Origin of the sequence: Pseudomonas sp. M47T1, from assembly GCF_000263855.1 — a bacterium.
In the GTDB taxonomy this organism is placed as follows: Bacteria; Pseudomonadota; Gammaproteobacteria; order Pseudomonadales; family Pseudomonadaceae; genus Aquipseudomonas.
In genome coordinates this window covers 1-13806 of record NZ_AJWX01000029.1, presented here as the reverse complement: position 1 = coordinate 13806, position 13806 = coordinate 1, and the positions used below count along the sequence as shown (strand labels likewise).

Below are 13806 nucleotides of genomic sequence, written 5' to 3'. Positions count from 1 at the left end.
GTTACAGGTAAGAATTCATGGCAAAAGAATACAGCCGTACCCAGCGCATCGGCGACCAGATGCAACGCGAGCTGGCGCAACTGATCCGTCGCGAAGTCAAGGACCCGCGCGTTGGGCTGGTGACCATCACTGCCGTTGACGTCAGCCGCGACGTGGGCCATGCCAAGGTGTTCATCACCGTCATGGGCCAGGACAGCGCCGAAGACATCAAGCAGACCATCAAGGTGCTGAACTCCGCCGCAGGCTTCCTGCGCGTGCACCTGGGCAAGGAAATGAAGCTGCGCAGCGTGCCGCAACTGCACTTCCATTACGACGAAAGCGTGACCCGCGGCGCCCAGCTGTCCGCGCTGATCGAACGTGCCGTGGCCGAAGACAGCCAGCACCCGGTTGACGACAGCAAACCAGGCACCGAGGAGTAAGCGGTGGCTCAGGTCAAGCGTATCCGTCGTAACGTCAGCGGTATCATCCTGCTGGACAAACCGTTGGGGTTCACTTCCAACGCCGCCCTGCAGAAGGTCCGCTGGCTGCTCAATGCCGAAAAGGCCGGCCACACCGGTAGCCTCGACCCCTTGGCCACCGGCGTGCTGCCGTTGTGCTTCGGCGAGGCCACCAAGTTCTCGCAGTACCTGCTCGATTCCGACAAGGGTTACGAGACAGTCATGCAGATGGGCCAGACCACCACCACGGCCGATGCCGAGGGTGAAGTGCTGGTTACTCGAGATGTAACCGTTTGTCGCGACGATATCGACGCTGTCTTGCCACAATTTCGTGGTCAAATCAGTCAGATACCGCCGATGTACTCAGCGCTCAAGCGTGATGGCCAGCCCCTTTACAAGCTTGCTCGTGCAGGGGAAGTAGTGGAGCGCGAGGCGCGTTCTGTTACTATTGACCGGTTGGAATTGCTGGCCTTTGATGACACTCGTGCACGGCTGTCGGTAGGTTGCTCGAAAGGCACCTACATTCGCACCCTGGTCGAGGACATCGGTGAGCAATTGGGTTGTGGTGCCTACGTCGCAGAACTGCGTCGCACCCACGCTGGCCCCTTCACGCTGGCCCAGACGGTCACCCTCGAGGAACTCGAGCGTGTGCATGCCGAGGGCGGCAACGAGGCGGTGGACCAGTTCCTCATGCCTTCGGACAGCGGCCTGCTGGATTGGCCCCTGTTGCAGTTCTCCGAGCACAGTGCGTTCTACTGGCTGCACGGACAACCGGTAAGAGCCCCGGACGCACCGAAATTCGGTATGGTACGGGTGCAGGATCACAATGGTCGCTTCATCGGTATCGGTGAAGTGAGCGAAGACGGGCGCATCGCGCCGCGTCGATTGATTCGGTCAGAATGACCGAACGAGGGTGGCTGTTAACAGGCACGGTTATCCCTCACTTTTAAATACGAGGATTTGTCCTCGGCCTGTTGGAAGCCGTTTTTTCGGGTTCCTTAGTAATGGAGATGCCCTCATGGCACTTAACGTTGAAGAAAAAGCAAAGATCGTTGGTGAATTTCAGCAAGCCGCTGGCGACACCGGTTCGCCAGAAGTGCAGGTTGCACTGCTGACCGCCAACATCAACAAGCTGCAAGGCCACTTCAAGGCCAACGGTAAAGACCACCACTCGCGTCGTGGCCTGATCCGTATGGTTAACCAGCGTCGTAAGCTGCTGGACTACCTGAAGGGCAAAGACACCACTCGTTACGCTGCCCTGATCGGCCGTCTGGGTCTGCGTCGCTAATAGCGGCCCGGGCTTGTGGTGTGCGCGGCGTGTTGCCTCCGTCGAGTCCGGCGCCTGGCGCCGGAGCTGACGAACACGCCGTGCGTATCAATGAGGTTGGTTGGCTGTTCTGTATCGGCGCCTAGGCGCTGATGCAGGGCAGGCTTCCAGCCTCAAGTTTTATCTGGACTGCCAAAAAGGGGCCGATTCCCCTTGCTGCCCAAGAATTTCGCAAGAAACCAGTTCCCCCAGAGCAAACTGAAGAAGGTAGGAAACCGTGAACCCGGTAATCAAGAAGTTCCAGTTCGGTCAATCGACCGTAACCCTCGAGACTGGCCGTATTGCCCGTCAAGCCTCCGGCGCCGTGCTGGTGACCGTCGACAACGACGTGACCGTGCTGGTGACTGTTGTAGGTGCCAAGCAAGCTGATCCAGGCAAGGGCTTCTTCCCCCTGTCCGTGCACTACCAGGAAAAGACCTACGCCGCCGGCAAGATCCCTGGTGGTTTCTTCAAGCGTGAAGGCCGTCCTTCCGAGAAAGAAACCCTGACCTCGCGCCTGATCGACCGTCCGATCCGTCCGCTGTTCCCAGAAGGTTTCATGAACGAAGTGCAGGTTGTCTGCACCGTGGTTTCCACCAGCAAGAAGACCGATCCGGACATCGCTGCGATGATCGGTACCTCGGCTGCCCTGGCCATCTCCGGCATTCCTTTCGAAGGCCCGATCGGCGCTGCGCGCGTTGCTTTCCACGAAAGCACCGGCTACCTGCTGAACCCGACTTACGAGCAACTGGCTGCTTCGAGCCTGGACATGGTTGTTGCCGGTACGTCCGACGCCGTGCTGATGGTTGAATCCGAAGCCAAAGAGCTGACCGAAGACCAGATGCTGGGCGCCGTACTGTTCGCCCACGACGAATTCCAGTCGGTTATCAAGGCTGTCAAAGAACTGGCCGCCGAAGCTGCCAAGCCTACCTGGGCCTGGGCCCCACAAGCCGAAGCTACCGAACTGCTGGGTGCTATCCGCGCAGAATTCGGTGCTGCCATCTCCGACGCCTACACTATCACCGTCAAGGCCGACCGTTACGCGCGCCTGGGCGAGCTGAAGGATCAGGTTGTGGCCAAGCTGTCCGGTGAAGAAGGCCAGCCTTCCGCCAGCGAAGTGAAAGCTGCTTTCGGCGAAATCGAATACCGCACCGTTCGCGAAAACATCGTCAACGGCAAGCCACGTATCGACGGCCGCGACACCAAGACCGTGCGCCCGCTGAACATCGAAGTCGGCGTACTGCCAAAGACTCACGGTTCGGCCCTGTTCACCCGTGGCGAAACCCAGGCCCTGGTTGTTGCAACCCTGGGTACTGCCCGTGACGCACAGCTGCTCGACACCCTGGAAGGCGAGAAGAAAGACCCCTTCATGCTGCACTACAACTTCCCTCCGTTCTCGGTGGGCGAGTGTGGTCGCATGGGCGGTGCTGGCCGCCGCGAAATCGGTCACGGCCGTCTGGCTCGTCGTTCGGTCCAGGCCATGCTGCCTGCCGCTGACGTGTTCCCGTACACCATCCGCGTTGTTTCGGAAATCACCGAGTCCAACGGTTCCAGCTCCATGGCTTCGGTTTGCGGTGCTTCCCTGGCACTGATGGACGCCGGTGTTCCGATGAAGGCGCCAGTGGCCGGTATCGCCATGGGCCTGGTTAAAGAAGGCGAGAAGTTCGCCATCCTGACCGACATCCTGGGTGACGAAGACCACCTTGGCGACATGGACTTCAAAGTGGCCGGTACTGCCAAGGGCGTTACCGCTCTGCAGATGGACATCAAGATCAACGGCATCACCGAAGAGATCATGGAAATCGCCCTGGGCCAGGCCCTGGAAGCGCGCCTGAACATCCTCGGCCAGATGAACCAGATCATTGGTCAGTCCCGTAGCGAACTGTCGGAAAATGCTCCGACCATGATCGCCATGAAGATCGACACCGACAAGATCCGTGACGTCATCGGTAAAGGCGGCGCCACCATCCGTGCCATCTGTGAAGAAACCAAGGCTTCGATCGACATCGAAGACGACGGTTCGATCAAGATCTTCGGCGAAACCAAGGACGCGGCCGAGGCTGCCAAGCAGCGCGTGCTGTCGATCACTGCCGAAGCCGAGATCGGCAAGATCTACGTGGGCAAGGTTGAGCGCATCGTCGACTTCGGCGCCTTCGTCAACATCCTGCCTGGCAAGGACGGCCTGGTGCACATCTCGATGCTGAGCGATGCTCGCGTAGAGAAAGTGACCGACATCCTGAAAGAAGGCCAGGAAGTTGAAGTACTGGTACTGGACGTGGACAACCGCGGCCGTATCAAGCTGTCCATCAAGGACGTCGCTGCGGCAAAGGCTTCCGGCGTTTAACTAGCCGGTTGTGAAAAAGGGCCCTTCGGGGCCCTTTTTTTATGGGCATGACGCGACGTTGTGGGAGCCGGCTGCAAATACTCTTTAGCCAGTTATTTAGCGGACATGCAACTTGCACGCGGTTTTGGCAGCCAGCATGCAAGATGCACGATTGACGAAAATCGCTGTTTTTTTAACTTATTGATTTAAAAGGATTTTATTTAATTACAAGGTTGGCACAGCCCCTGCAACGGTATAGCTAACCCTGCAGCCAGGTCCTACCCTTGGCGCAGACTTCTCGAAAAACAGGAGTGACTCGTATGAAAAAGTTCGCTATTGCTGCCGCTACTGCTACCGCTCTGACCCTGGCCATGGGCAACTTCGCGTTCGCGGCCACTGCCAGTGAAACCGCATCGAAAACCGAACAAGCCGGTTCCGACACCTGGATCACCACCAAGGTCAAAGCCAACCTGCTGACCGAGAAAGGCATTCCAGGTAGCGACATCACCGTCGAAACCAACCAAGGTGTGGTTACCCTGGCTTCGAAAGCCGGCGTTACCCTGACCTCGGCGCAGAAAACCACCGCGGTCAACATCGCCAAGAAAACCAAGCACGTCAAATCGGTGTCTGCTGACGCGCTGGAAACCCAGTAACAGATTCATGCGAAGGGCACAGGATGTGCCCACTCAAAGCCCCGGCCCTGTGCCGGGGCTTTTTTGTTCCCGAATCTGAATCTGAAGGTGTAGCCGCGCGTAACGCGCAGGCTCAGTCGGCCTCCAGGTGCAGATTGGTGACCACCGTGCCGTCCTTCTGCGCATCGCCAATGATGGTATCGATCAAGAACACCTTCTCATCCGGCAACTGCCCCTTGTCTACCAGGAACGCCTTGATGCTGGCCGAGCGTGCCTGGCCCAGGGTGCGCAACAGCTGCTCGTCATTGCCCCAGGACTTGACCACGGCGTCACGCAGGTGGGTCTCGCGCTGTTGTTTCTCCAACTGGGCCCACTCGGCTGGCGGCGCCTGGTTCAGGCGGGTGCGGTAGATAGCCGGTAGCATCGGCGCTTTCTCATCCTCAGGCACGGTCAGCAGGGAAGCCTGGGCTGGCACTTTGTCGCCGCGCCGCTGCAGGACCTTGAAGTAGGTGTTTTGGTATTCACGCTCAAGCCGCTGCTGGCCCACCAGCGGGCCATCGCTGCTGGCGGCGGCACCGCCTTCCACTTCCAGGTGCAGGCCCGGGCGTGCCTTGAGGGCGGCCGCCAGTTTCACCAGGTTGGCCTGGGCACTGGCGCTCAGCTCGCTGGAGCCCGGCGCGAAGGCTATATTGCTCAGGTCCGCCTGGTCACCACCACTGACCAACCCGCCCAGCAGCTTGAACGGCGCAGCCACGGCCTTGACCACCAGGTTGCGCAAGGTCTGCCAGACAATGGGCATCACGCTGAACTGCGGGTTGTTGAGGTCGCCGGTGATGGGCAGTTCAATGTTGATCTGACCGTTCACGTCCTTGAGCAGGGCGATGGCCAGCTTCACCGGCAGGCTGACGGCGTCCGGGCTGTCGACCTTTTCCCCCAGTTCCAACTGGTCCACCAGCACTTTGTTCTCGGCCTTGAGCTGGCCCTTGGTGATGACATAGTGCAGTTGCAGGTTCATCCGGCCCTTGCGGATGCGGTACCCGGCGAACTTGCCGGAGTAGGGCGTCAGCGTGGTCAGTTCCAGACGGTTGAAGCGTGTGTCGATATCCAGGCTGGCCATGGGGTCGAACGGCGTCACTGCGCCCTCGATGGTCACCGGCGCATAGCGGTCGACTTTGCCCTTGATGTCCACTTTGGCCGGCTTCTGCTGCTGGCTGTCGATGGTGCCGATGGTGCCGTTGAGTTGCTGGATGTTGGTGGCGAAGTTAGGCGTCAGGCTGGAGTCGGCAAAAAACGCCGAGCCGTCGTTGATGCTGATGCCGCCTACATGGATCAACAGCGGTTTGCTCGCGATGGCCGCAGCCGGCTTGGCGTTGGCCTGGGCCTGGGCATTCTGCGCCTGGGGTATCAACAGGTCATTGACGCTGGTGGTGCGGTCTTCGTTGATCATGAAGCGTGCGTAGGGCTGCATCAGCGTGACCTTGTCGATGGTGAGGCTGTTGCCATGTTCATAGTCCAGCCCGTCGAGCTGCAACTGCTGCCATTTGACGAAGTCGCGGCCCTTGACCGTGTCCAGGGTTTGCAACTGCTCCACTTGCGCGCGGCCTTTGATGCTCAGGGCCAGCGGGTCGATGTTTTTCAGGTTCACCGCCAGGTCGCTGCCCAGTTGCCCACTGCGCAGTTCCAGACGAATGAAGGGGCTGATGTAGGCCTGCGCCACGCGCAGGTCGATGTTCTGGGTTTGCACCTTCAGGTTGGCCGTGACCGGGGCCAGGTTGACCTCGCCACTGGCGCTGACCTTGCCCTGTTTGCCCAGGCCGGTGTCGAGCTTGAGGGTGAAGGGCGACTTGTTCAGGCTGTCGAAGTTCTGCAGGTCGAGGTTAAGCGGCCCCACATCGATCGCTACCGGCTCTTTCTGCATGCGGTCGGCCAGGTGCACTTGGTAGTCGCGCAGTTGAACGTCCTTGAGCAGCACCTGCCAGGGCTTGCTGGGCGCGGCGGGGACCGGCTGGGTCGACGGTTTGGCGTCAGCCGTGGCGGGCGCGGACTTTTCCTGTGGCGCAGCGGGCGCAGTCTTCTGGCTGGCAAACAGCTTTTGCCAGTCCAGTTGGCCGTCGGCTTCGCGGGCAGCCCAGGTTTCCAGTTTGCTGCTGCGGATCTTGCCTATGGTGACCAGCTGTTTGGCCAGGTCCACGCTAGTGTCACTCACATCCAGGCGGTCGAGCTTGACCAGCGGGCGGCCGTCGGGGGCGTTGAGGGCGAACGGGGCGATGCTCACCGAAGCGTTGGTCAGGTTCAGCTCGGTTTCTTTAGACAGGTCCAGCGAATAGTCGGTGCTGAGGTTGAGCACGCCTTCCTGCAAGGCCAGTGGCAGGGCATCGCGCACATAGGGCCACCACACCTTCATTTGCCCGTCGGTAACCTTAAGCGAACCCTGGGAGGTGATCGGCACCAGGCTGATGCGGCCCTTCCAGTCCACCTGGCCACCATTGGGGCCTACGGCCACCAGGGTCATGTCGGCGTTGTCGTCGGGCAGGGTGCTCAGGTTATTCAGTTCCAGGTTCATCGAGTTGTACAGGAACTCGATAGGCTCGCTGGGGCGCAGGTCCTTGAAGTGCAGGTAACCTTCACTCAGCTTGAGGCTGCCGATGCGCACGGGGAAAGGCTTGCTCGGTGGTTCGTCGGCCTTGGCCGGCTCGCTGGGCGGCAGTTTGAACAGTTGGGTCAGGTTGAGGGTACCGTCCTTGTTGAACTGCAACTCGGTGCGCGGCTTGTCCAGCTCGATGGCGTCCAGGTGCAGGGCCTTGGTCCACAGGCTGTCGACCTGCACATTAGCGTACAAGCGCTCGAAGCCTACCTGCTCGATCCCGGGCTCACCGATGTGCAGGCCCCACAGGGTCAGTTCAAGGCTAAAAGGGTTGAATTCCAGGCGCTCCAGGTGCGCGGGCAGGCTGGAGTACTTGGCCAGTTGCTGGTTAGCCACGCGCAGCCCGATGCCCGGCAGAATCAGGAAGCCCAGCAGGCTGTAAAGCGCGATCACGGTCAGCAAGGCGCCGAGGGCGCGGATCAATCCTTTGGGCATGTGCGGCGTCTACTGTCTCGAATAGGAGTGCTTGGAGTATGGCACGCCTATCTGGTTCCGAAGACTTGTCCGTAATGTGTGTAGGAGTTTTCTGAAATGTTACGTACGCCCGGAGGGATTACGCCGTTTCAGAGCTGCAATACCAGGGTTTTCAGCGGTGGCTGGCCGTCAGTGGAAGGAAAATCCGCTGCCGGGGTGATGACCTGCCAGTCGCGCACAGGCCGCCCGGCCTTCTCGGCGCAGCGCAGCACCTGTTCACGCCAGTCGTCGAAGGCCACCTTCGCCAGGTTGTTGCAGCAAATCAGCACGCCGTCATCGGCCGTGGCCAGCAGTGCAGGCTTGAGCAGGCTTTGATAGTCGCGCAGCAGGTCCACGGTGCCGAAAGCACTCTTGGCCCACGCAGGTGGGTCCAGGAACACCAGGTCGTACTGGCGTTGCTCCAGGCGTGGGTAGCTGGGCAGTTTTTGCCCGCGACGCTGGCTGATGGGCAGGCCGGCCAGCTGGCGGATGGCGGGGAAGTAGTCCGATTGCACAAAGCTCATGGGCACCAGTTGCGGGTTCAGCGCGCCGTTTTCCTTGCCTACCGCCAGGTTGCCCTCGGCGAAGTCCAGGTTACAGACGTCCCGCGCACCGCCGGCCGCAGCGCTGAGCCCCACGCCGCAGGTGTAGGCGAACAGGTTCAGCACGCTTTTGCCCTGGCTATTGGCCTTGACCCAGCCGCGTGCGTTGCGCAAGTCGAGGAACAGCAACGGGTCCTGGCCGGCATGGCGGCCCCGCACACGGTAGTTCAGGCCCCATTCGTGGCCCACCAAGTCAACCAGGGCCGCCTCTTCGGGCTGGTGAACGCTGCCTTGGCGGTCAATGCGCGAGTTGCCCTTGGAGCGGTCGTTGTAGACCAACAGCAGTTCCAGGCCCAGTTCGGCATTGACCGCTTCGTGGATGGCCAGCAGGTCCGGGGCTTCCAGCGACTGGTGAAAGCTTTGCACCATCAATTGCGGGCCGTAGCGGTCCACGGTGAGGCCGCCGGCGCCTTCCTGGCTGCCATGGAACAGGCGGTAGCAATCAGTGCCCTGGGCGTGCAGTTCGGCCAGCAGGGGTTTGCGGGAATCGAGAGCGGCGCGCAGCGCCTTGTTCACAGTGGACATGCGCTGTACGCCGTTGAAAGGGGGCGCGTAGTTTAGCATTGTGTGGGAGCTGGCAAGCCAGCTCCCACACATCAGGGAATGCCCATGCGGCGTTTGGCGCGGTGCACTGAACCATCGCGTACGGCCCAGCGCAGGATCGGCGCGGTGCCGTTGATGCCGGTGCGTACCAGGCGGCGCTTGAGATCGCTCTGCTGCAGTTCGAGCATGGCACTGGCCCAATCGGGCAGCAGATCGACACCGGCCTGCATCATCAACGCACCAAACGGCTTGGCCAGGCGGCTTGGGGCGGGCGCGTTCATCAACAGGCGTATTACTTCGCGACTGCGGTGGTCGCACACCAACTGCGGCCGAATGCCCTGCAGGTAATCGGCGACTTCCATGCGCGACCTGGGCACATCGCGCGCGCCCAGGCGTTCGGCCACCAGCGCAATTTCCGCGTAGTAACGGTCCTGGTCGGCGCCCGACAGGTGAGGGTTGCGGTAGCGCAGGTGCGCGGCCAGGAAATGGCTGACCTCGGCCACATGCACCCAGGTCAGCAAGTGGGGGTTGCTGGCCGCATAGGGCCGGCCGTCTTCGGCGTGGCCGCTGATGTGTCCGTGGATGTTGCGCACCTTGTCGATCAGCCAATCGGCATCCCGGGTGGCGCCGAACGTAGTGCCGGAAATGAACTGCCCGGTGCGGCGCAGGCGGCCGAGCATGTCGGTGCGGAAATTGGAGTGGTCCCACACCCCGGCCAGTGCCAGCGGGTGCAAGGCTTGCAGCATCAACGCACTGATGCCGCCCACCAGCATGCTGGTGAAGTCACCGTGCACTTGCCAGCATACGGCCTGGGGCCCGAACAGGCCCGGGTCGCCCTTGGGGTTCTCCAGGTCCAGCTGGCCCAGCGACAGGCCGGTCAGGCTCAGTACTTGTTTTTCGATGCGACGACGAATGAATTCCATGGGCGAGAGGGTAACTGACTCGGGCAAAAAAAATCCCCTCGGCGAGGGGATTTTTTCAGGCTTCAATCAACCGCGGTGACGGCCGCGGAAGTAATTGATCAGGCCCTGGGTGGAGGCGTCCTCGGCAGGCTCTTCGATGCCGCCGGTGAGGCGCTGGTATACGCCCTTGCCCAGTTCCTTGCCCAGCTCCACGCCCCATTGGTCGAAGGCGTTGATACCCCACAGCACGCTCTGCACGAACACCTTGTGCTCGTACATGGCCACCAGGGCGCCCAGGCGGCGAGGGCTGATGCGTTCCACCACCAGGGTGTTGCTCGGGCGGTTGCCCGGGATCACCTTGTGCGGCGCCAGCTTCTGGATGGCGGCTTCGTCCATGCCCTTGTCACGCAGCTCGGCCTCGGCCTCGGCGCGGGTCTTGCCCAGCATCAGCGCCTGGCTTTGCGACAGGCAGTTGGCAAACAGCCACTGGTGGTGGTCGGCCACCGGGTTGAAGCTCACCACCGGCACGATGAAATCGGCCGGGATCAGTTGGGTGCCCTGGTGCAACAACTGGTGGTAGGCGTGTTGACCGTTGCACCCCACGCCGCCCCAGATGACCGGGCCGGTATCGGTGGACACCGGCGTGCCGTCCTGGCGCACGCTCTTGCCGTTGGACTCCATGTCCAGCTGCTGCAAGTGCTTGGTGATGTTGCGCAGGTAGTGGTCGTACGGCAGGATCGCGTGGGCTTGCGAGCCCCAGAAATTGCCATACCACACGCCCAGCAGCGCCAGCAGTACCGGCATGTTCTGTTCGAACGGCGCGGTCTGGAAGTGCTGGTCCATGGTGTAGGCGCCGGACAGCAACTCCTTGAAGTTAGCGGTGCCGATGGCCAGGGCGATGGGCAGGCCAATGGCCGACCACAGCGAATAACGGCCGCCTACCCAGTCCCACATCGGGAAGATGTTCTCTTCACGGATACCGAAGGCCACGGCCGCGGCGTTGTTGCTGGACACGGCGATGAAGTGCCGGTGCAGTTCAGCTTCCGAACCACCCTGGGCCAGGTACCAGGCACGGGCGGCCTGGGCGTTCTTCAGGGTTTCCAGGGTGCTGAACGATTTGGACGAGACGATGAACAGTGTGGTTTCGGCGCGCAGCTTGGTGGTCAGCTCGTGGAACTCGCTGCCGTCGATGTTTGCCAGGTAGTGGCAGCGCACGCCTTTCTGGGCGTAGGGCAGCAGGGCTTCGGACACCAGTTCCGGGCCCAGGAACGAGCCACCGATGCCGATGTTCACCACGTCGGTGATCGGTTTCTCGGTATAGCCACGCCACAGTCCGTCGTGGATGCGGGTGACCAGCTCGGTGATCTGGTTCAGCACCTTATGCACTTCAGGCATGATGTTGGTGCCGTTGACATTGAGCTTGTCGCCCACCGGGCGGCGCAGCGCGGTGTGCAGCGCCGGGCGGCCTTCGGAGGCGTTGAGCAGCTCGCCGGCGAACATCGACTTGATGGCGCCCTGCAGGTCCACTTCAGCGGCCAACTTGACCAGCAGGTCGCGGGTTTGGGTGGTGATCAGGTTTTTCGAGTAGTCGAGGAACAGGCCACAACCACTCAAGGAAAATTGGTGAAAACGCTGCGGGTCGGCCGCGAAGGCTTCGCGCATACTGAAGTCCTGCATGGCCTGGCGGTGCTGGGAGAGCGCATGCCAGGCAGGCAGAGCGGTAACGTCATGGGGGGTACGGTAATACGCCATCGCTGCGGGTTTCCTTGTACTTGAACAGCCTTTGGACACAGGGGCGGTCCGGTCGGTTGCATAAAACTTCATCAGGCCTGACGCGGACGCTTGTGGAGCGGACCGTGTCCGCGAAAGCCTCACCGCGTTTTACCTGACACTACGCAGTGTATCCTTCGCGGGCATGGCCCGCTCCTACACAGGTGTCCACAGTAAACGGCTGGCTGGCATCTGTCCGGTACTTTTTATCAGCACCGGCCATTGCACAATAGCAGTCAAGCGTCGAGGTTCAGGTGCAGGTTGTCGATCAGGCGGGTGCTGCCGATGTAAGCGGCGGCGATGATCACCACATCACGGTCCTCGGGCGTGGCCGGGTGCAGGTTGATGCCGTGGCGGATCTCGAAGTAGTCAGTCTTGAAACCGGCCGCCGTGATCTGCTCGCAGGCTTCGGCCAGCAGGCGGGGGTAATCGCGCTCGCCGCCTTCGATGGCCTTGGCCACTTGCTGCATCGAGCGGTACAGGGCGGGCGCCGCGGCGCGCTGCTCTGTGGTGAGGTAGCCGTTGCGCGACGACAGCGCCAGGCCGTCTTCAGCGCGTACGGTAGGTTCGCCAATGATCTGCACCGGCATGTTCAGGTCACGCACCAGGGCGCGGATCACCGCCAGTTGCTGGTAGTCCTTCTGGCCGAACACGGCCAGGTCCGGCTGCACCATGTTGAACATCTTGCTGACCACCGTGGCCACGCCTTCGAAATGGCCGGGGCGGCTAGCGCCGCACAGGCCTTCGGACAGGTGCGGGACGCTGACGCGGGTCTGCACGCCCATGCCGTCGGGGTACATCTCGTCAACGCCAGGGGCGAACAGCAGGTGGCAGCCGGCCTGGACCAGTTTTTCCTGGTCGGCGGCGAGGGTGCGCGGATATTTGTCCAGGTCTTCGCTGGGGCCGAACTGTAGCGGGTTGACGAAAATGCTCGCCACCACGAAGTCGACGCGCTGGGCGGCCTTGGCCACCAGGGCGGCGTGGCCGCTGTGCAGGTTGCCCATGGTAGGCACGAAGCCGATGCGCTTGCCTTCGCTGCGCGCACGGGCCACGGCGGCCCGCAGCTCTTTGACGGTTTTTACGGTGTTCATGCATTAAATCCGTGTTCGGTACCGGGGAAGCTGACTTCTTTGACGGCGCTGACGTATGCGCGCAACGCACTCTGGATGTCTGGCTGGCCGGCCATGAAGTTCTTCACGAACTTGGGCACGCGGCCGGTCAGGGACAGGCCCAGCATGTCGTGCAGCACCAGCACCTGGCCATCCACGGCGGCGCCGGCACCGATGCCGATGACCGGTACCTTCACCGCCTGGGTGATTTCGCTGGCCAGCTCGCTGGGCACGCACTCCAGCAGGATCATGGCCGCGCCGGCCTGTTCCAGGGCAATGGCGTCGGCACGCATCTGGCGCGCTTGTGCCTCGTTGCGGCCCTGCACTTTATAGCCGCCCAGCACGTTGACGGTCTGCGGGGTCAGGCCCATGTGCACGCACACCGGTACGCCGCGCTCGGCCAGCATGCGAATGGAGTCGGCCAGCCAGGCCGCGCCTTCAACCTTGACCATGTGGGCGCCGGCCTGCATCAGCTGGGCGCTGTTGGCGAGCGTCTGCTCAAGGGTGGCGCAGGCCATGAAAGGCAGGTCGGCCAGGATCAGCGCGCCTTCGTTACCGCGCTTGACGCTGGCCACGTGGTAGGCCATGTCAGCATTGGTCACCGGCAGGGTGCTGTCGTGGCCCTGCAGGACCATGCCCAGCGAGTCGCCAACCAGCAGGATTTCCACGCCTGCCTGGCACGCTGCCTTGGCGAAGGTCGCGTCATAGCAGGTCAGCATGGCGATTTTCTCACCCGCAAGCTTCAGGCTCTGCAGGGTGGTCAAGGTAATGTCTGGCATTTAAAGGAGTCCTCATTCAGGCGCCGTGAATACTGCTATCAGTAAGCGGATCAAACACAACATCATCTACCGTGATGTTTTGGAAACGACCCTCAAAGGGCCGCTCCGCGCCGTTTTGCTGCGTTAGTGAGCAACGGGATGCCTATAGTCGTGAGGAGGGGGCGGGAAGTCAATTGGATGTGTTACGGGTGTGTTACTGGGTGGAGGGATTGTGTGTTACCGGGGTGATTGTCTGGGGCGGCGTGGCGCAATTGGGTCGTGGCTACCCGGTGTTCGCCTTGAGGTGTGGGTCGTTCATCAGATCGA

At 61.6% G+C, this 13806-nt stretch carries 11 protein-coding genes; 5 read left to right on the top strand and 6 right to left on the bottom strand.

All coding sequences use genetic code 11. From position 1 onward, the window contains the following. Window positions 1-17: 17 nt before the first annotated feature. The 5 genes from rbfA (at window position 18) to PMM47T1_RS23650 (ending at window position 4719) form a co-directional block, all read left to right on the top strand. A complete protein-coding gene (gene rbfA / locus PMM47T1_RS23670) occupies window positions 18-419 on the top strand; it encodes a 30S ribosome-binding factor RbfA (protein WP_008373830.1) in 402 nt (133 codons plus the stop codon). Window positions 420-422: 3 nt separating this feature from the next. Next, window positions 423-1340 (top strand): tRNA pseudouridine(55) synthase TruB, encoded by a 918-nt coding sequence (gene truB, locus PMM47T1_RS23665; protein ID WP_008373828.1) that lies wholly within the window; start codon window positions 423-425, stop codon window positions 1338-1340. Window positions 1341-1455: 115 nt separating this feature from the next. Further along, window positions 1456-1725, top strand: coding sequence for a 30S ribosomal protein S15 (gene rpsO / locus PMM47T1_RS23660; protein ID WP_008373827.1), 270 nt, complete (start codon window positions 1456-1458; stop codon window positions 1723-1725). Between the two features lie 256 nt (window positions 1726-1981). Continuing rightward, a complete protein-coding gene (gene pnp, locus PMM47T1_RS23655) occupies window positions 1982-4087 on the top strand; it encodes a polyribonucleotide nucleotidyltransferase (RefSeq protein ID WP_008373826.1) in 2106 nt (701 codons plus the stop codon). A 299-nt stretch (window positions 4088-4386) separates the two neighbouring features. Continuing rightward, a complete protein-coding gene (locus PMM47T1_RS23650; RefSeq protein ID WP_008373825.1) occupies window positions 4387-4719 on the top strand; it encodes a BON domain-containing protein in 333 nt (110 codons plus the stop codon). Window positions 4720-4831: 112 nt separating this feature from the next. On the opposite strand, the gene PMM47T1_RS23645 is transcribed toward PMM47T1_RS23650, so the two are convergent. From PMM47T1_RS23645 to panB, 6 genes are all read right to left on the bottom strand, one after another. Further along, entirely contained in the window at window positions 4832-7777 is a 2946-nt protein-coding gene (locus PMM47T1_RS23645; protein WP_008373824.1) for a DUF748 domain-containing protein, read from the bottom strand. 128 nt (window positions 7778-7905) lie between these two features. Beyond that, complete coding sequence (locus tag PMM47T1_RS23640) at window positions 7906-8922, bottom strand: class I SAM-dependent rRNA methyltransferase (protein ID WP_008373823.1); 1017 nt, start codon at window positions 8920-8922, stop codon at window positions 7906-7908. A gap of 71 nt (window positions 8923-8993) precedes the next feature. Then, window positions 8994-9863, bottom strand: coding sequence for an oxygenase MpaB family protein (locus PMM47T1_RS23635; protein ID WP_008373822.1), 870 nt, complete (start codon window positions 9861-9863; stop codon window positions 8994-8996). Between the two features lie 66 nt (window positions 9864-9929). After that, window positions 9930-11594: a glucose-6-phosphate isomerase gene (pgi, locus tag PMM47T1_RS23630; RefSeq protein ID WP_008373821.1), complete on the bottom strand. Its 1665-nt coding sequence runs from the start codon at window positions 11592-11594 to the stop codon at window positions 9930-9932. Between the two features lie 254 nt (window positions 11595-11848). Next, window positions 11849-12703, bottom strand: coding sequence for a pantoate--beta-alanine ligase (gene panC, locus PMM47T1_RS23625; RefSeq protein WP_008373820.1), 855 nt, complete (start codon window positions 12701-12703; stop codon window positions 11849-11851). Further along, the gene (gene panB / locus PMM47T1_RS23620) at window positions 12700-13500 is read right to left on the bottom strand and encodes a 3-methyl-2-oxobutanoate hydroxymethyltransferase (protein ID WP_008373819.1); all 801 of its coding nucleotides are present in this window, start codon (window positions 13498-13500) and stop codon (window positions 12700-12702) included. The genes panC and panB overlap by 4 nt, the downstream gene beginning before the upstream one ends. Between the last annotated feature and the right edge of the window lie 306 nt (window positions 13501-13806).